We start from the raw sequence: 18,444 nt of genomic DNA on the forward strand, positions 1-18,444 counted from the left end.
CCGAAAACCGGTGGCCGCTGTCGGTGCTCGGTCATAGCGTGATCGGGTCGCTCGGATCCGCGGGTTGCCACGGGTTTTCGATTGACAGGAGGTTGTTCAATGTTGAACACTGCTGATGTTCAAGTTTGAACACTCGCGTCGAAGTCCTGAGGAGAACGCCATGATCCATGCACGAGGGCTCGTGCAGACCTTCCACACGAGGGAAGGAAAGAAGAAGACCGAGGTGCGCGCCGTCGACGGTGTCGACCTTGACGTCGCCGAGGGTGAGGTCGTCGGCTTCCTCGGCCCCAACGGTGCCGGCAAGACCACGACCCTGCGCATGCTGACGACCCTGCTCCGCCCGACCGAGGGCACGGCGAGGGTGGCCGGCCATGACGTCGTCAGGGAGTCCGAGCAGGTGCGGCGCAGCATCGGCTACGTGTCCCAGGCCGGGGGCGCGTTCAGTGGCGCCCGCGCCGGTGATGAGGTCGTCGACCACGGAATGCTCTATGGCATGAAGGGCGCAGCGGCCAAGGCCCGTGGCCAGGAGCTCTTCGGCCAGCTGGACCTTGAGGGCCTCTGGACGCGCATGCCCAAGAACATGTCGGGTGGCCAGCGTCGCCGCCTCGACATCGTCATGGGGCTCATCCATGACCCGACGCTCGTCTTCCTCGACGAGCCGACGACCGGGCTCGACCCGCAGGCGCGCGCCAACCTCTGGGAGCACATCGCCAACCTGCGCAAGAAGAATGGCGCAACCGTCTTCCTGACGACGCACTACCTCGACGAGGCCGACCACCTGAGCGACCGGATCGTCATCATCGACAACGGCAGGATCGTCGCGTCGGACACTGCCGACAACCTCAAGGCGCAGGTCTCCGGTGACCTCGTCGACCTCGAGCTGGCCGACGCGGCCGACCTCCAGAGTGCGGCGACACGGCTGGGCTCGATCGCCGGACCTGCCCGCGACGGTGGCGAGTCGGTCGAGGTCGAGGGAAACCACGTGCGCGCCCGCGTCACCCGGGCCGGTCGTGCCGTCCCGGGGCTGCTGGCCGACCTGTCGGCTGCTGGCATCTCGCTCGAGTCGATCGAGGTCCACCGGCCCACGCTCGACGACGTGTTCCTCACCCTCACCGGGCGCTCGCTGCGTGACGCCCAGGACACCAACCCGGACAAGACCCCGGACAAGACCCCGGACAAGACCCCCGACAAGACCGAGACGAAGGCCGCGGCCGAGTCCGCGCTCGTCGGACAGGAGAAGTGATGACCTTCCTTCGTGAGTGCTTCATCGTCTTCCGCCGTCAGCTGCGGATGAACCTGCGCAACCCGGCCTGGGTCATCATCGGCCTGCTCCAGCCGATCATGTACCTGTTCCTCTTCGGCCCACTCCTCAAGCCACTCGTCAAGCAGCTGGGGGTCGCGAACGAGTACACCTTCTTCGTGCCCGGCATGCTCGTCCAGCTCGGCATCTTCGGTGCATTCTTCGCCGGCTTCGGCCTCATCGGTGAGTGGCGCGAGGGCGTCATCGAGGCCGAGCGGGTCACCCCGGCCAGCCGCACCGCGCTGCTCGTCGGCCGCCTCATCCGCGACATGATCCAGCTGCTCGTGCAGGCCGTCATCCTCGTCGGACTCGGCTACGCCCTCGGCATGGCCGGCTCGGCCAAGGGCATCATCTTCGGGGTGGTGCTCACCCTGCTCGTGGGTGGCGCCTGTGCCGCGGCCTCCAACGCCCTGGCCCTCACCGTGAAGTCAGAGGACGTCATGGCCCCGATCATGAACATGCTGATGATGCCGGTGCTGCTCCTGTCGGGCATTCTGCTCCCGATGACCCTCGGACCGAAGTGGCTGCAGAACGTGTCCGACTGGATGCCGTTCAAGTGGGTCACCGACGGTGTCCGCACGGCCTTCTCCGGTGAGTTCGCGCGTGACCCGATGCTCTACGGGACGCTCTGGGCGGCGGCCCTCTTCGTCGCCGCGCTGTGGTGGGGAACGTCGACCTTCCGCAAGGAGAACGCCTGACCACCCAGCCACGCTGGAACGCACGAACGCCGGGTATGCCGTGACACGGCATACCCGGCGTTCTTTGCGTTTCGCTCCAACGCGCGACCTACTGCACGGGAAGGGGCGCGATCACCCCACCTACGGTGCAGTAGGTCGCGTGGAAGTCGTGGTCAGGAGGCCTTCTTGGTGGCCTTCTTCGCCGCGGTCTTCTTTGCTGCGGCCTTCTTGGCGGGCTTGGCCTCAGTCTTGGCCGACGACTTCGACGGGGCCTCGCCGCGGGAGGCCTTGGCCTTCTCCACGGACTTGGCCAGGGCGGCCAACAGGTCGACGACCTCGCCGGACTCCTCGGCCTCGGCGGCCGGAGCCTGGATCTCGCCACCCTCGACCTTGGCCTTGACGAGCGACTGCAGCGCGATGGCGTAGTCGTCCTCGTAGTCGTCGGCCTCGAAGTCACCGGCGAGCTGCTCGATGAGGAGCTTGGCCATGGCCATCTCCTTGTCGGTCGCGTCATCGGCCTGCTCGACACTCGCGAAGTCGGGCTTGCGGATCTCGTCGGGCCACAACATCGTCTGCATGACGATGACGCCCTCGCGCACCCGGAGCACCGCCATCGTCATCCGGGTGCGGATCGACACCGTGACGACGGCCATGCGGCCCTCGGACTCGAGCGCCTCGCGCAGCAGGATGTAGGGCTTGGTCGCCGTCTTGTCGGGTTCGAGGTAGTAGCTCTTGTCGAGCAGCATCGGGTCGATCTGGTCCGAGGGCACGAACTTCTCGACGTTGATCTCCTTGGAGGACTTGCTCGGCAGGTCCTTGAAGTCCTCATCGGTGAGGACGACCATGTCGCCGTCCTCGGTCTCGTAGCCCTTGGCGATGTCGTCGAACGCGACCTCTTCGCCGTCGATGGAGCAGGTCCGCTTGTACTTGATCCGGCCGCCGTCCTCGCGGTGCACCTGCCGGAACTGCACGTCATGGTTCTCGGTCGCCGAATAGAGCCGCACGGGGACGTTGACCAGCCCGAACGACACCGCACCCTTCCAGATCGCACGCATGAATCCATCGTATGCCGCTCGCTGCCCACGTGGTCAGGGTCGGCTGACCTCCTTCACGAAGCGAGGGGGCCCGGCTGGCGCCGGACCCCCTCGTCCTTCTCAGGACCGAAATCCCTACTTGGGCTTGCCGTTGACCACCGTCACCGACGTGGTGAAGGTGTCAGACGCAACGTGCGCGTCGCCGGCGTAGGTGAGCAGGATCGACTTGGTTCCAATCGAACTGAACGGTCCGAGGACGATCGTGGCCGTCCCGTTGGCGTTCAGGATGGCGTTCCTCGACGCGCCATCGACCAGGACGTTGACCGTGCCGGTCGGCGTCACGTTCGTGGCCGCCACCGTGATGGTGAGGGTCGTCGTGTCCTTGTTCTTCTGCAGGGTGGTCTTGCTGGCTGTTGCCGTGACCGTCGAGACCGCCTTGACGACCGTGACACTGACCGTCGTGCTCGACCCCTCGTGCGACACGTCACCCGAGTAGGCGACGGTCAACACGTGGGTGCCGGGCTCGAGGGACTTCGCCGCCAGGGCGACGTTCGCCGTCCCACCCGACAGAGCAGCCGAGCCGATCACGTTCGCGCCGAGCGAGACCGTCACCGTTCCGGTGGCGTCCGACGGAGTCACGTTGGCCACGACCGAACCGGCTGCACCGTAGGTGATCTGGGCGGCGGTCGCGCTCACGCTCGAGCCTGCCTGAATCACCGTGATGGGCACCGAGGTCTGCGTGCCGGTCTGCACGCCGACGATCTGGAGTCGTTGGACGCCAGGGCTCGCGGACGCCGGGAGGACCACGTCGACCGAGGCGGTTCCGTACTCGTCGAAGACAGCCGTGCCGATGGTGTTGTTGACCGGGAACGTCCCGAGAGGCGTCCCGTTCAGCGACACCGCGACCTGCGTGTCCTTGAGATCCGGCGCGGTGGAGAACGCCAGCGACGACAGGTTGAACAGCACGTGGTCACCCGGGGCGTACGTGCTCGCGGTCCCGGTCATCGTCACACCGACCGAGCGCTGGGTGTAGTCCGGCTGCAGCGGCGGGTCGTCGTCACCGGCAAACTCCGCCATGTAGTCGACCATGGCCTGCAGGTCGGTCACGCCCGTGTCCTGCTTGTTGGTGCCCTGGGCGAAGGCGTTGAAGTTGTCGCCGCCCGCAGCGAGGAAGGAGTTCGCGGTCACGGCGTACGTCGTGGTCGGAACGATTGCCTGCCCGTTGAGCCACATCTCCTTGATCCGGGAGCCTTGGGCGGCGCCCGATTCGTAGGTGTAGGTGAAGCCCTTGGAGAGGCCGAGCCGCAGGAACGGCCTGGACGCGCTGGCCGGCTGCCACTGCTGCTCGAGCACCGCCTTGATCTGCGCGCCGGTGAGGTCCACGTTCACCAACGTGTTGGCGAACGGCTGCACATCAGCGGCCTGTCGGTAGGTCACCACCCGCGGGTAGCCGGTGCCGCTGCCGACCATGTCCTGCCGGAGCCCACCGGGGTTCATGAACCCGATCTGCGAGCCGCCCACGGTCTCGGGGGTCGCCCAGCGCTGGACCTCGGCGACCAGGTTGCCCAGGGTGGACTCCTGACCGCGGTTCTCGGTTGTTCCGTTGGCCAGCTTGCCCCGGTTGAACGGAGCTGCGATCTCACCCAGCGGCACCGCACCGAGCGGACCAGCTGTGGCGATGGCGTCGTCGACGATCGCCTTGGTGGCCGCGTCGACGGGGTACATGGCTGCACCGGTTGAGCTCTCGAGGGAGAGCAGCGACTGCGTCTTGGCCCGGACCTGACCCGTGCCGTTGTCCACGGTGAACACCAGCTTGTTGAGGTTCATGCCGTACTGGCCCGCAGAGACGACGGGACGCTCGGTGACCGGTCGGCCAGCCCAGCCGGCAACCGGGAACGAGCAGTCGTAGGCGAGGTGCGTGTGACCGGAGACGATCGCATCCACCTTGTCGTTGACTCCCGTGATGATCGAACCGAAGTCCGAGGCCGGGTCGTCGTCCATGGTCGCGCAGGTGGTGGTCGGTGCGCCCTCGTGGACGAGGAGCACGATCACGTCGACGCCGGCCGCCTTGAGGGCGTCGGCCTCCGCGTTGGTTGCCGCGACGACGTCGCTGACCTCCACACCCTCCATGCCGGCCGGGGAGACCAACTCTTCGAGGTGCTCGGTGACCGCGCCGATGAAGCCGACCTGGACTCCGTTCATCTCCTTGACCCAGCTGGGCTCGAGGAGCTCACTCGCCGGAGCACCGCCCCTGTGGACGTTGGCGCCGAGGTACTTCCACTCGGCACCGCCGAAGGGGTTGGTCGAGGCGTTGTAGGGCGCCATGACCCGCTTGAGCAGGTCGTCGTAGCCCTGGTCGAACTCGTGGTTGCCCACGGCCGAGACCTCGAGGCCTGCTTCGTTGAGGGCGTCGATGGTCGGCTTGTCCTTCTGGATGAAGGACTCGAACGTCGATGCGCCGATGAGGTCACCCGCGGCGGCGAACACCGTGTTGGCGTTCTCGCCACGCAGTTGCTTGACCGCACCCGCGAGGACGGCGGCACCGGCCTCGTTCGGGAACGGTGCAGAGGCGTTGTTGAGCAGGCGACCGTGGAAGTCGTTGGTGCCCAGGATCTGGATGTCCACCGGACCCGTGGTCGGCGCGACGTTGATCCCGATGACCTCGGGGTTGTGGTCGGAGGACCGGTACTGGTTGGGGGCGTACAGGTCGGTGACGTTGGTGTTGAACCGGCTGTACTCGTAGTAGACGGACTCGTAGGAGTTGATGTTCCAGATGTCGACCGCGTTCACGTCCGCCTCGGCGGCCGCGTTGACGAGCACGTGGTCGAGCGAGCCGATCTGGCCGTCGAAGTTGTAGCTCTCCTCCGCGGGGTTGCTCGTCGACTCCAGGTTGTTGTAGCCCGCTGCCTTGAGGACCTGGATCGGGTCCTCCTCGGTGTAGGCGTTGAAGTCGCCGGCGAGGAACATCCGGCTGATGCCACGCGTCGTTTTGAAGTCATTGGCGAAGGCCACCAGCGCGTGGGCCTGGAGGACCCGCCTGTCGTTGGCGTTGCCCTGACCGTTGGGGTCCGGGGTGCCGGAGCCCTTGGACTTGAAGTGGTTGACGATCACGCCGAACGCGTTGGCGTCCGGGGATCCGACCATCTTGAACGCCTGGGCGACGGGCTCGCGAGCGTCCGCGAAGGCCTCGGTGCCTGATGACTGGTCGGCGAGCACGACCGACTCTCCGACGAGAGCGACCTTGGCCGGCTTGTAGATGAAGCCGTTGCGGATGACGTCCTGCTCGGCGAGCGGCGGCAGGCTGCTGGCTGCGGGCGAGGGCACGAAGGCCCAGGTGCCCGCACCTGCATCGGCGTTGAGCGCGTTGACGAGCTGACCGACGGCGAAGTCACGATCCTTGCCGAACTGCACCGAGTTCTCGAGCTCCTCCAGGGAGACGATGTCGGCGCCGACCGTGTTGATGGCCGCCACGATCTTGTCCCGCTGACGGGTCAGGTTGGCCTCGTTGGCCGCTCCGCGAGGACCATTGGGGTTGCACTGGTTGTTCGTCGTCCTGGCGCCGGCCCGGTCGGTGAAGAAGGTGCACGTGCCGAGCCCGGACGAGACGAACTCCTCGCCGGTCGTCGGGAAGAAGTTCAGCACGTTGAACGTCGCCAGCTTGAGGTCGCCACCGACGTTCTCGGGCGCCGCCGGGCGGGTCTGCTCGATCGCCAGGGCGCCGGTGGGTGCGCCGACGACCTGGGCCTGCGGCAGGATCCGCCAGGCGTTGAAGCCGAACGTGAAGACCACGGGCTTGGTGAACGTGATGCCCGCACCCACCCGCATCGTGTGGGTCGGCGTCAGCCACGGGAACGGCAGGTTGTTGTTCTGGGTGGTCGAGTAGGTCAGGCTGGAGGCGTCGTCGAGGATGATCCGGTGCGCGTCGTTGTAGCTCTTGCGCGCGGCGATCTCAGCGGTCGCCTGGGCGTCGATGACCTCGGTCGGTGACACCAGCGGCACGGCGCTGTTCGCGGCCACGCCCATCTCGCCGCGGTTGGCGGAGGAGTTGGTGCCGTCGCTGTAGTACGGACCCCCGTCGTAGACGTCGGTCAGGGTCCACGGCGCGGTCGGCTGGAAGAGCTCGCTCTCCACGACCTCGCGAGCGGTGTTGAGCGCCGCCCCGGTGAGGCAGTCGGTGCCGGGCAGCGCGCACTCGGTGCCGGGCACCGCCGTCTTCGGGGTCACCGTGCCGAGGGAGGCAACGTTGGCCACCGACGAGGCGATGATCTGGGTGGCGCCGGAGAACTCGGCGGCCTGGCCCGAGACCTCGACCGAGTCACCGACGGCCGGGTAGGCGGCGAAGCCGCTGGTCCCGCCGTAGACGAAGATCGCGTCCGAGGCGTCCGGGGTGTCCGCGCCGGGGGTCTGCAGGTAGAAGCCGTTGAGGCCGCCGGTCGGGTAGCTCGCAGTCACGACACCCGAGGTCTTCACGTTCTGGCCGGAGAAGGGGCTGACGTCGCCGGTCCCCTGGATCTCGGCGATCGGGCGGGAGGCCGCGGCCGCGGTGATCGTGTAGGTGAAGGTGACATCGTCGGTGGCCGGAGTCGCAGCCGAGTCGGTCACGGTGGCAGTCACGGCGTAGGTATTGGCCGTGGTCGGCGTGCCGGAGACGGCGCCGTTCGCAGCGACAGTGACACCCGGGGGCAGCCCGGTGGCCGACCAGGAGTACGGCGCGGTGCCGCCCGTTGCGGCCAGCGTGAAGCCGGCGACGGGCGAACCCACCTGCCCGGACTTGTTGCCCGGTGCGGTCGCCTCAAGGGCCACAGGGGCGACGGGGCCGGCGTTCTCCGGCGACGGGGTCGCGGTGCCGAACTCGGTCGAGTTGTTGTCCGCGTCGGCTGCGGTGCGGTTGACCGAAAGGGCGGTCGTGCCCCCGACAGTCGCAGCCGCCGTCTCAAAACTGGTGGAGCCGGTCACGCCGACCATGTCGATGATCCCGGCGACACCCGCCTGGTTGCCGGTGGTCGTGATCGCTGTCGAGCTGCTCAGCAGGTAGACCTGCCCGCCCGCCGCGGCCATGGCGAGGTTCCCGGGAGCCGCATCGGGCGTCGGGAGGGCTGCGCCGTTGGCTCCGGTCGCGCTCATCCGGATCAGGTACTTGCCGTTCGCCGGGATGGAGCCGCTCAGCGCGAACGGCGTCCCACCCGAGCCACCCGTACCCGCGCGGTAGTGGATGTACTTGCCAGTGAGGCTCACCGGGTTGGCCGTGGGGTTGGAGAGCTCGACGAAGTCGGCGTTGTACACCGCTCCGGCGTTGCCACCCGCGCCGTACACCTCGGAGATGACGACGTTGGGGCTGACGGCGTTCGCCGCCGGCATGGGGGCGAGTGGAGCAATGAACAGGCCGAGCAGGGCCGCAGCGATGCCGGTACGACGGCCACGACCTCCTCTCGAAACCAGCGCAGAGGGACGAAGCACAGGGGTTACCTTTCGACAGGGCGCGGGAAACACGGGGTCACTGTGTTCCACAGCGATTCAGGGGTCACCCTAGAGGTCTTGTCCCCCCCGCGGATGAGCCGGAAAATCAAAGTAGACGCAAACATCTGCGGAACGTAAGGGCGAGAGTTGCCAAGAGCGGCGGGTGGCCCTCCGCGGAAGAATCGGCGTTTCTCGTCGCCGAGGATCTTCACGCCTGCGCCCCACGCATTTACGGCATACCTGCAGGTCAGGCGGCGAGGTGCTCCTCGATCTTGCGGGCACCAACGGTCTCGTAGCCGACGACGGTGATCCACGGCACGAACATGAGCACGACGAGGGACACACCGAGACTCGCACCGACCTCGGGCAGGAGGACGCTCACCACGAGGACGACGAGGGTGGCCGCAAGAAGGAACCAGTGGAACGCATCGCGACCGGGCAAAAGGTAGTGGAACAGGGCATAGACCAGCACGAGGAAAACCCCCAGGGGCACGGCGATCATCAACATCACCCCGGTCTCGCTGACCTTGGCCTTGCCCTCGATGAAGTAGGCGGCGACGTGCAGGCCAGCCCCGACGGCGGCGATCGCGGCATAGAGGAGGACGTGGCTGTAGCCCCAGCCGAACGACTTCTCCGGCTTGCGCTCGATGATCTCGGCGAACGGGTTGCTGAAGTAGGTCCACCACATGCCCACCGCCAGCGACACCCCCGCGATGCCGATGAGCGCCGCCTCGACCGTCCAGCCCTGCGCCGCGACGACGGCCTCGATGGCTGTCGTCGTGCCGAGGATGACCTCGCCGAGGCTGATGATCGCGAGCAGGCTGTAGCGCTCGGCGATGTGGTGCGGGTGCCAAGGTGTCCCGTTGCGGCGCTCCGCGGCATACACCGACCAGAACTCGAACGCGAAGACGACCACTCCGAGCGGCACCGCCACCGCGGTCGGCAGGTGGCCGAAGGCCACGACGACCCAGAGCACCTGAGCGCTCGTGATGCAGAGGGCATACCGGCGCAGGGTGCTCGAATGTGCAGGATCCTCGTGGGCGGCGCGCAGCCACAGGGACACCTGCGAGACGCGCAGGATGACGTAGCCGACGACCATGATCTGGTTGTCCAGGTGTCCATGGTGAGCGGCCTCGAACATCTGGGGGAGCCCCAGCCCGAAGACGAGGACACCGATCATCTGCACCAATGTCGCGAGCCGCATCGCCCAGTCATCGGTGTCATAGGCAGACGCGAACCACGAGAAGTTGATCCACGCCCACACCATGGCTGCCATCGCGAAGGTGAACGCGATGACCCCCGTGACGGCGTGCCCCTCGGTCAGGGCATGGGCCAACTGGCTGCCCGCGATCGAGAACGCCACGACGAACGTGAGGTCATAGAGCAGCTCGAGCGGTGTGGCGGCCCGATGCGACTCGTTTCGGTCGCGGCCGGTCATCGGGATGAGTCCGTGAGTGCGAGTCAAGGGCGTCGTCACGTCCACAGAGTAGGTCAGGATGGGCGCATGCAGCCCATGCTCGCCGCCGTCGCCGATGGCATCCCGCGCGGCCCCGAATGGGTGCACGAGGTGAAGTGGGACGGCATGCGCGTCCTCGCCGACGTGCGCGACGGTCGACTCGTGCTGTCGAGCCGCACCGGCCGCGACGTCTCGGTGAGCTTCCCCGAGCTGGTGGGCCTCGCCGACACCTATGACGACCTCCTCCTGGATGGCGAGGTCGTGGCGCTCGACGGCGGGCTGCCGTCGTTCTCGGCGCTCGCGGAACGCATGCACGTCACCTCGGCGCGCAAGGCAGCCCAGCTCGCGGCGACGCGGCCGGTGACGTTCATGGCGTTCGACCTGTTGCGGCTCTTCGGTTCTGACCTGTCGAAGCAACCGTGGTCGGCCCGTCGCGAACTGTTGGAACGCCTCGAGCTGAGCAGCTCCGCCTGGCAGGTGCCGCCCACCTATGACGATGGCGAAGAGCTGTTCGAGGCCACTCGCGACCAGGGGCTTGAGGGCGTCGTGAGCAAACGACGAAGCTCCTTGTATGCCGCTGGCCGCCGGTCCCCGGACTGGCGCAAGTCCCCGCACCGCGCCACCCTCTCGGTCGTCATCGGGGGTTGGCGTCCCGAGGTGGGCACGACGAACCGGTTGGGTGCCGTCCTCGTCGGGACGCCCGACGGCAAAGGCGGTTGGGAGTATGCCGGCCGGGTCGGTGCCGGACTTGCCGGCACGGCGGGTGCCCGGGTCGGAAGACTGCTGGATCCGTTGCAGCGCAACGCATCTCCGTTCTCCAATGACGTGCCGCGAGAGGACGCGGTCGGTGCCACGTGGGTCGAGCCGACGGTCGTCGTGGAGGTGCAGTCGCTGGGACGCGGGTCGACCGGCAAACTGCGGCAACCGGCATACCTTGGTGTTCGCACTGACCTCACTCCTGCCGATCTGCATGAGGTGAGCGATGCCTGAGAAATACGTCCCCGAGATCACGCGGGTCGAGGTCGAGGGCCGCACGCTCAAGCTGTCGAGCCTGGGCAAGATCATGTTCCCGGCAACCGAGACGACCAAGGGCGAGGTGCTCAACTACTTCGCCACGGTTGGGCCAATCCTGTTGCAGCACATTGCTGCTCGTCCGGTAACGAGGGTGCGCTGGCCACACGGCGTCTCGGACCAGAGCTTCTTCGAGAAGAACCTGCCGAGCGGTGCGCCGAACTGGCTGCCACGCGTCAAGGTCGACGACGTCACCTATCCGTTGGTCGAGGACCTGGCTCAGCTCACCTACCTGATCAACCTCAACTCACTCGAGGTCCACGTCCCGCAGTGGACCGTCACCGACGAGGGCGAACGCGAGAACCCCAACCGGCTCGTCATCGACCTCGACCCCGGCAGCCCGGCAGGTCTCAAGGAGTGCGCCCAGGTCGCGCTGCTGCTCCGGGAGCGACTGGAGGCGCTCGGGCTCGAGCTCTATCCGGTGACGTCCGGCAGCAAGGGGATGCAGCTCTATGCCTCACTCGGCGGAGACCTCACGAGCGATCAAGTGCGCGACCTCGCCCAGCAGCTCGCGCAGGAGATGACGAAGAAGCATCCCGAACTCGTGCTGTGGAAGATGACCAAGTCCCTGCGGCCCGGCAAGATCTTCCTCGACTGGAGCCAGAACGTCGCGGCCAAGACGACGATCAGCCCCTACTCACTTCGCGGGAAGGAACTGCCCTGCGTCGCGGCCCCGAGAACCTGGGACGAGGTCGAGCAGGGCGCCGCCGGCAAGCGGTTCGAGCAGGTCATGTTCGACGACATGCTCGAGCGCCTGGAGACCCACGGCGACCTCATCGAGGACCTCCTCTAGCGTCCGATCGGTTCATCGTGCTCGCACACGCGCCTCACAGCCAGTGCATGGGAGCGGCCAGCAGGGTTCAGGTCATGGAGACGAACCAGCCCCGCATCCCCGCCCGCGCCCTCCGCATCGTCGGAGCCCTCACCTCGGCCGCCGCCGTGGCGGTCATCGGCACCGGAGCCATGACCCCGGCCGTCGCGCAGGCCGCCGGCGTCGCCACGGGACACCGCATCCCCGCACCGGCAGGGACGCCGCTCGCCAACCCGGCCGCCATCACCACGACCTCGCCGACCGGTGAGGTCGTGACCTATCGGATCCGGGGCGGTCAGCTCGAACGCGCCTGATCGGACCCGGGCACTGCGGCGCTGCGGGCGGAGTAGCCGATGAGGGCTCCGACCATGGCCGGTCCGAGAACGAGGAGCCAGAGGAGGACCGCCGACGACGCATCGAGGTCGAGACGCTCAGCCCCGTAGCGCGCCACCAGAGCCGCCACGACGATCGCGACCGCCAGAACAGAGACGATCACCCAGCGCACCAGGACTTCGCCGAGCCCGACGCGGACAGCGCGCGAACCACGCCGGTCCATCCCGTCGAACAGGGCCCACGTGAAACCACCGAGGGCGAGCACGGCAAAGACAGCGAGGCCGGCGCCGATGTTGGCGTCGCCCTGCGTCCCACCGATGGTCAGCAACAGATAGGCGGCCGTGGCCGCGAGCCCGATCCCGAGCGCTCTCACGATGACTGACATGACTCCACGGTCCCGCTTTCGGGGCTGGACGGCCATGAGTGGAACTACTCAGCCCTGCGGCGAGAGCCGTGGGCAGCCGGCGCACTCGTGGCAGCCGGGCAGGGCGTAGATGAAGCAGCACGACTGCCGCTCGACCGCCGCGCCCAAGCCCTGACCCACGGCGCCGCGCGCCTCCCGCACCGCCATCTCCCACAGGTCCTCGACCATCCCCAGTCGCTGACGACTCGACACCTTCACGCCGCCGTCGTAGCGGTCGGCGATCTCCAGACCGACATCGCGGTATGCCGCCCGCGCGGCGCCGATGCGTTCCTCCAGATCCGCGGTTGCCCGGTTCACCCGCAAGAAGCCGAGGCGCTGCGGATAAAGCCCCGGCGCGAGGTCGCACGAGATGCCCGAGTCATCGAGTGTGCCGAGATCCACGAGCCATGGGCCGGTCACTGCTGCGAATGCGGACACCTGCGCAGGAATGCTCAGGAGGTGTTGAAGGACAAAAGCCGAAGCGACCTGGGGAGGTGAGGGATCGGCATACAGGCGGGTGTTCAACTGCGTGAGTTTTGCGCGCCACTCGCCCGCGAATGCAAAAGCGCTGGTCAGGGGCCTACTGAGGTGTTCTCCGCCGACAAAGGCGAGATATCCGTGGTGTCGTGACATGAGTGAGGCGACGGCACCCGGATCGGGGGCCGTCGCCTCGGTGAGATCTCTCGAGCTCAGCTGTTGGCCTTGTCGTAGGCCTCTTGGATCGTCGCCGGAATGCGGCCACGTTCGCTCACGTCGTGGCCATTCTTGCGAGCCCACTCGCGCACGGCGGAGACGTCCTTGCGACGTGCACCCGCGCTGCGGCCCGTGGCCTTGCGGCCTCCCGAGCGACGTGCGTGGCCGACCCACGGGGCAAACGCGTCACGCAGCTTGCTGGCGTTGGCGTCATTGAGGTCGATCTCGTACGTGACGCCGTCGAGCGCGAACGTCACGGTCTCGTCAGCGTCGCTGTTGTCGAGGTCGTCGACGAGCAACACCTGCACACGCTGTGCCATCTGGATTCCCTTCACATGTCGAATATGACGTGGGAAGGATAACAGTGCTAATTGTCCTCAGCAGCCTTGTGTTCTTCTTTTTCCCACTGGCTCTGTGCGAGGCGTTCGCGACGGTCGCCCTCGAGGATGCTCTTCATCAGGAAATAGAACAAAATGGCCACGATGATCGTAGGCAGGATGGCCGCAAGATATGGCCAGATTGCGTCCCACATGATCATGCCTCCGGCTTGAGGTGGGGAAAGAGAATGGTCTCGCGAATGTTGACGTCCGTGAAGAGCATCACGAGTCGGTCGACGCCGAAGCCGATGCCACCCATGGGCGGTGCACCATATTCGAGAGCGCGCAGGAAGTCCTCGTCGAGCTGCATCGCCTCGGGGTCACCGCCGGCGGCCCTGAGGGACTGGTCCTCCAGGACCTTGCGCTGGACCACCGGGTCGATGAGTTCGGAGAATCCGGTTCCGCGCTCGACCCCGCCGATGATGAGGTCCCACGCCTCGATGAGCCCGGGCTCACTGCGGTGCGGACGGGCCAGCGGCTGGGCTATGGCGGGGTAGTCACACAGGAAGGTCGGCTGGAGCAGGCCCGGCTCGACGAGCTCGCCGAGCAGCTCGAGGAAGACCTTGTCCTTGTCCCAGGCCCGGTCGATCGTGACGTCGTGCTTGGCGGCGTGCGCTCGCAGAGTGTCGAGGTCGGTGTCGATGGTGACCGTCTCGCCGACGGCCTCGCTCACGGCGTCGTAGACCGGCAGCCAGCGCCATGCACCGTCCAGGTCGATCGTGCCCTTGTCGGTCTCGATCTGACGCGCGCCGATGGCGTCGGCAGCCGCGAGGTAGACGTCCTTGAGGAGCTGGGCGATCGTCGTCTGGTCGCCCCACGCCTGGTAGGCCTCGAGCATCGTGAACTCGGGCGAGTGGGTCGCGTCGACACCCTCGTTGCGGAAGATGCGCCCCATTTCGTAGACGCGGTCCACGCCACCGACGACGGCCTTCTTGAGGTTGAGCTCGAGGGCAATGCGGAGCGTCATCTCCTGGTCGAACGCGTTGAGGTGCGTCCTGAACGGTCGTGCCGCAGCGCCACCGTGGATGAGCTGGAGGATCGGGGTCTCGACCTCCAGGTAGCCCTGGCGCTCCAGCTCGTGGCGCATGGCGCTGTAGATCCGGGCCTTGGTGCGGACCATGTCGCGCGCCTCCTGGCGCACGATGAGGTCGGCGTAGCGCTGGCGCACGCGGCTCTCCTCGGAGAGTTCCTTGTGCAGCACGGGCATCGGGCGCAGGGCCTTGGACGCCATGGTCCAGGTCGTCGCCATGACGGAGAGCTCGCCGCGGCGGCTGCTGATGACGCGACCGGTGACGGACACGTGGTCGCCGAGGTCGACATCGGACTTCCAGGCAGCGAGGGCGTCCTCGCCCACCTCCGCGAGGCTGAGCATGATCTGGAGGCGGATGCCCTCGCCCTCCTGGAGGGTGGCGAACGCGAGCTTGCCGGTGTTGCGGATGAAGACGACGCGGCCGGCGACCGAGACGACGTCGTCGGTCTCCTGCCCGGTTTCGAGGTGGCCCCATTGCGAACGTACCTCGGCCAGGCTGTGGGTCCGGTCGACCGACACGGGGTATGCCGGTGTGCCGGCTTCCAGCAGACGCTCGCGCTTCTCGCGGCGGATGCGCTGCTGCTCGGACAGGTCGACGTCGGGCGCGCTGGTGCCGGTGGGGGTCTCGCTCACACGGTCAAGGGTACGAGGGTCGCCTGAGTGCTCCGGACGTGCGTCAGCGGGCAGATCGTCGAGCCGTCACGGTGGGTGGGACGGCGAGGCTCTGCCCGACGACGCAGTAGCGCTCGGTGGACCTCGCGAGTCGGGTGAGCTCCTCATCCGTGGCGTCGGTGTCGAGGGTGGCGTTGATGGTGATGCCGGTGACCCCGACGGGCACCTCGCGGTCGATGCCGAGCGTTCCCCGGGCATCGAACTCGGCCTCGGCATCCAGTTCGGCGTGGTGGATCGTCAGGCCCATCGAGGTGGCCACGGAACGCATCGTCACCCCTGCGCAGGCGAGGACTGCTTCGAGCAGCATGTCGCCCGAGCAGGCATCGGAACCGTCACCGCCGGTCGCGCGGTGGAGTCCGGCGCGAACTCGGCCGGACCAGGCGTCGACGCTGGCAGTGACACCGGGATCGCGCCAGTCGGCCCGGGCGGAGAGGGGGACGGCGGCCTCGTCGGGATCCTCGCGGTAGAGCTCCTTGAGTGGTGCTTGCAGGGCGCGCAGGGCAGCGGCGTCGATGGGTGCGTGCATGAGCTGAGTGTCCTCCTCCCAACGTCGACTTCGTGCCCCATACGGACACGATCCATCGGCCGAAGGCCTCCGTCTGCGGTGTCCGTATGGGGCACGAAGTCGGGGGTAGTTTGCTGGGCGTGCGCGCGACCCGGTGTTCCATGCACGCTATTTGGCAATCCGCCCGCGTGCTTCGGCCGCCCGAGCCGTTCAGGCGGGCAAGGGGAGGCGGTGCAGTCGGTGGGCCAGGGCGGCGACTGTGGCGCAGAGCGCCGCGACCACGCCGAGCACCACGAGCATGGGCAACACCCCACCGTCGGGCCCCCCGATCTCGAGGAAGAGCGTCCCGACAACGGCTGAACCGAGGCCAAGGGCCATCTGCATCGTGGTGATCATGAGGCCCCCGCCCATGCCGGCCTGATGCGACGGGACCCCGGCGAGGACCGTGCTGAAGAGCGGCACGACGAGCCAGCCCTGGCCGAGTCCGACGACGGCCAATGGCACAGCCAACCCGACCGCACTGAAGTCTGGCCACGTCAGGGCCATCACGCCGGCGGTGAGGGTGAAGCCGACGGTGGCCATGATCGCTCCACGTCGCATGAGGCCCGCCGGGGCATCCGTCATGGTCCGGGCGCCGACGAGGGAGGACACGAGGAAGGCGATCGCGAACGGTAGGAGCGCGACCCCGATGCCGAGGGGTCCCATGTCGGCTGCGGCTTGGGCGGCGACGGCAAAGACGAACATGAAGCCGCCGAACCCGGTGAAGAACAGGGCGGTGATCCCCAGTCCGAGGCGCATGGTGGTGCGGGCCACGATGCTGGGTGGGACGACGGCGTGCCCACCGCGACGCTCGACCTGCTTCTCCCGTTGCGCAAAAGCCAGTGCGGTGGGGACGCTGGCTGCGAGCATCAGCCAGGTCCAGAGGGGCCAGCCGGCCGTGCGTCCCTCGGTGAGGGGAAGGACGACGAGGGTGACCGTCACACCGAGCAGGGCCACCCCGGTGCCGTCGAGACCGAGCCGCCCGTCGGCGCCGGACTCGGGGATCGCTCTGCTCGCCAGCAGGGCGAGGGCCGCAACGAGGACCTCGAACCAGAACACGAGTCGCCACCCGAGGCCGCCGAGGTCCGACGCGACGAGGAGTCCACCGGCAACGAAGGCGAGGCAGGTGGCGAGGCCCGCCATGGCACCGAACCAGGCCAGTGCCTTCGCCCGACCCTCGCCGCGAGTGCTCGCCTGGATGATCGACAGCCCCTGAGGTGCGACGAGGGCAGCCCCGAAGCCCTGGAGCACGCGCCCCACGATGAGGATCGTTGGGTTGGGCGCCAGCGCGCAGACCACCGTGGCGACCGCCATCGCGACGAGTCCCACCCTGAGCACCCGACGGCGCCCGTGGTTGTCGCCGAGCCGTCCGCCCAGGACGACCGTGCTCGCATAGGCGACGCCGAAGGCCGCGACGACGAGCTGTAGCACGGCCGGGCCGGCGCCCAGGTCCGCTCGCAGGGAGCCGAGCGCGACCGTGACGACGAAGAAGTTGAACACCGGGAGCCCGTAGGCCATGAGCACGGCGACGAGCCCGGCCGTCCCGAGAGTGGTGGGAGGTGCAGTGGTACCCAGACGTTCTGGAGTCACGCGGATCGTGGTCATGCGACCACTCTCACGCCTCGTCATCCGGGTATCCAGAGCGGCCTTGTCCCGGTACTGACACACCCTGTCTCCCTGCCTCCGATCGTCCTACGCTGGGCTCATGGCCCCCACATCACTGGACCGGCGACGCGAACTCGGTGCCTTCCTGCGCGCTCGCCGGGAGCGCCTGACCCCCGCGGACGTGGGCCTGCCCGGCGGTGGCAGGCGTCGCACTCCTGGGCTGCGGCGCGAGGAGGTCGCGCAGGTCGCTGGGGTGGGAGTCACCTGGTACACGTGGCTCGAGCAGGCTCGGGACATCAATGTCTCGGCACCCGTCCTCGATGCGATCTGCCGGGCGCTGCACCTGGATGCACGAGAGCGTTCCCACGCGTTCACTCTGGCGAGTGCCGTGGACACTTCGGATGATCAGTCGCAGTGCATGGGCCTCGCCGAGGGGTTCGACGTGGTCCTCCACCAGCTGGACCCGTTCCCTGCCGTGACGATGACCTGGCGCTACGACATCCTCGGCTACAACACGGCATACCGGTTCCTCATCGACGACCTCGACGCTGTCCCGCCGGAGGAGCGCAACCTGCTGTGGTTGTTCTTCACCCGCGAGACCTGGCACCACTTCAGCGACGATCCGCCGGCCGTGGGCGCTCATCTCATCGCCAAGTTCCGGGCGGGTCTGGCCCACCACCTCGACGACCCTCTCGGTGCCGAGCTGGTCGGCCGGTTGCGCTGCGAGTCCGAAGAGTTCTCCCGTCTGTGGGAGCAGCATGACGTCCGCGAGATCGAGTGGCCGTTCAAGAAATTCAACTCGCCGATCGGCCCGCTGCGGTTCAACCCGCACCGGCTCAGCCACCGCGAGGGGCAGGGTGGGGGATGGACGACGATCTACACCCCGCACGACGAGGCGACGGCCGCTCGCCTCCCGCTGCTCGTGGCGCTCGCTGCTGACGTCGCCTCCTGACCGCCCCTCCAACTTCGTGCCCCGTACGG

16 protein-coding genes are annotated in these 18,444 nt (G+C 67.6%); 6 read left to right on the forward strand and 10 right to left on the reverse strand.

Annotated features, from left to right (window positions below; genetic code table 11):
* The first annotated feature begins 160 nt into the window (after positions 1–160).
* Both ACFQRE_RS02425 and ACFQRE_RS02430 read left to right on the forward strand, forming a co-directional pair.
* The gene (locus tag ACFQRE_RS02425; protein ID WP_380118485.1) at positions 161–1,243 is read left to right on the forward strand and encodes an ATP-binding cassette domain-containing protein; all 1,083 of its coding nucleotides are present in this window, start codon (positions 161–163) and stop codon (positions 1,241–1,243) included.
* On the forward strand, positions 1,243–1,998 hold the full coding sequence (locus tag ACFQRE_RS02430; protein WP_380118487.1) for an ABC transporter permease: 756 nt from the start codon (positions 1,243–1,245) through the stop codon (positions 1,996–1,998). The genes ACFQRE_RS02425 and ACFQRE_RS02430 overlap by 1 nt, the downstream gene beginning before the upstream one ends.
* Positions 1,999–2,150: 152 nt before the next feature.
* Here the strand turns inward: ACFQRE_RS02430 and ku are convergent, their stop codons facing one another.
* From ku to ACFQRE_RS02445, 3 genes are all read right to left on the reverse strand, one after another.
* Positions 2,151–3,032 (reverse strand): non-homologous end joining protein Ku, encoded by an 882-nt coding sequence (gene ku / locus ACFQRE_RS02435; RefSeq protein WP_380118489.1) that lies wholly within the window; start codon positions 3,030–3,032, stop codon positions 2,151–2,153.
* A gap of 114 nt (positions 3,033–3,146) precedes the next feature.
* Positions 3,147–8,369 (reverse strand): ExeM/NucH family extracellular endonuclease, encoded by a 5,223-nt coding sequence (locus tag ACFQRE_RS02440; RefSeq protein ID WP_380118491.1) that lies wholly within the window; start codon positions 8,367–8,369, stop codon positions 3,147–3,149.
* Positions 8,370–8,715: 346 nt separating this feature from the next.
* A complete protein-coding gene (locus ACFQRE_RS02445) occupies positions 8,716–9,945 on the reverse strand; it encodes a low temperature requirement protein A (RefSeq protein ID WP_380118493.1) in 1,230 nt (409 codons plus the stop codon).
* A gap of 27 nt (positions 9,946–9,972) precedes the next feature.
* Between ACFQRE_RS02445 and ligD (ACFQRE_RS02450) the strand changes: the two genes are divergently transcribed.
* From ligD (ACFQRE_RS02450) to ACFQRE_RS02460, 3 genes are all read left to right on the forward strand, one after another.
* Complete coding sequence (ligD, locus tag ACFQRE_RS02450; protein WP_380118495.1) at positions 9,973–10,914, forward strand: non-homologous end-joining DNA ligase; 942 nt, start codon at positions 9,973–9,975, stop codon at positions 10,912–10,914.
* Positions 10,907–11,788 carry a non-homologous end-joining DNA ligase gene (gene ligD, locus ACFQRE_RS02455; protein ID WP_380118497.1) on the forward strand — a complete coding sequence of 294 codons (882 nt, stop codon included), beginning with the start codon at positions 10,907–10,909 and terminating at the stop codon, positions 11,786–11,788. Before ligD (ACFQRE_RS02450) ends, ligD (ACFQRE_RS02455) begins: the two co-directional genes overlap by 8 nt.
* A 74-nt stretch (positions 11,789–11,862) precedes the next feature.
* Complete coding sequence (locus ACFQRE_RS02460; protein ID WP_380118499.1) at positions 11,863–12,120, forward strand: hypothetical protein; 258 nt, start codon at positions 11,863–11,865, stop codon at positions 12,118–12,120.
* On the opposite strand, the gene ACFQRE_RS02465 is transcribed toward ACFQRE_RS02460, so the two are convergent.
* From ACFQRE_RS02465 to ACFQRE_RS02495, 7 genes are all read right to left on the reverse strand, one after another.
* Positions 12,102–12,524, reverse strand: a complete 423-nt coding sequence (locus ACFQRE_RS02465; protein ID WP_380118501.1) for a hypothetical protein — start codon at positions 12,522–12,524, stop codon at positions 12,102–12,104. The two genes, ACFQRE_RS02460 and ACFQRE_RS02465, sit on opposite strands and share 19 nt — an antisense overlap.
* 48 nt (positions 12,525–12,572) lie before the next feature.
* Entirely contained in the window at positions 12,573–13,067 is a 495-nt protein-coding gene (locus tag ACFQRE_RS02470) for a (2Fe-2S)-binding protein (protein ID WP_380118503.1), read from the reverse strand.
* Between the two features lie 164 nt (positions 13,068–13,231).
* Positions 13,232–13,555, reverse strand: a complete 324-nt coding sequence (locus tag ACFQRE_RS02475; RefSeq protein WP_380118506.1) for a histone-like nucleoid-structuring protein Lsr2 — start codon at positions 13,553–13,555, stop codon at positions 13,232–13,234.
* Positions 13,556–13,602: 47 nt separating this feature from the next.
* A complete protein-coding gene (locus ACFQRE_RS02480; protein ID WP_380118508.1) occupies positions 13,603–13,773 on the reverse strand; it encodes a lysyl-tRNA synthetase in 171 nt (56 codons plus the stop codon).
* Complete coding sequence (gene lysS / locus ACFQRE_RS02485; protein WP_380118511.1) at positions 13,770–15,275, reverse strand: lysine--tRNA ligase; 1,506 nt, start codon at positions 15,273–15,275, stop codon at positions 13,770–13,772. Before lysS ends, ACFQRE_RS02480 begins: the two co-directional genes overlap by 4 nt.
* Before the next feature lie 43 nt (positions 15,276–15,318).
* Positions 15,319–15,840 carry an OsmC family protein gene (locus ACFQRE_RS02490; protein ID WP_380118513.1) on the reverse strand — a complete coding sequence of 174 codons (522 nt, stop codon included), beginning with the start codon at positions 15,838–15,840 and terminating at the stop codon, positions 15,319–15,321.
* 189 nt (positions 15,841–16,029) lie between these two features.
* Positions 16,030–17,463: an MFS transporter gene (locus ACFQRE_RS02495; protein WP_380118515.1), complete on the reverse strand. Its 1,434-nt coding sequence runs from the start codon at positions 17,461–17,463 to the stop codon at positions 16,030–16,032.
* Positions 17,464–17,563: 100 nt separating this feature from the next.
* On the opposite strand from ACFQRE_RS02495, the gene ACFQRE_RS02500 reads away from it, so the two are divergent.
* Positions 17,564–18,415: a helix-turn-helix transcriptional regulator gene (locus tag ACFQRE_RS02500; RefSeq protein ID WP_380118517.1), complete on the forward strand. Its 852-nt coding sequence runs from the start codon at positions 17,564–17,566 to the stop codon at positions 18,413–18,415.
* Positions 18,416–18,444 lie beyond the last annotated feature (29 nt).

The sequence above is a fragment of the Knoellia pratensis genome, from assembly GCF_042666395.1.
GTDB lineage: Bacteria > Actinomycetota > Actinomycetes > Actinomycetales > Dermatophilaceae > Knoellia > Knoellia pratensis.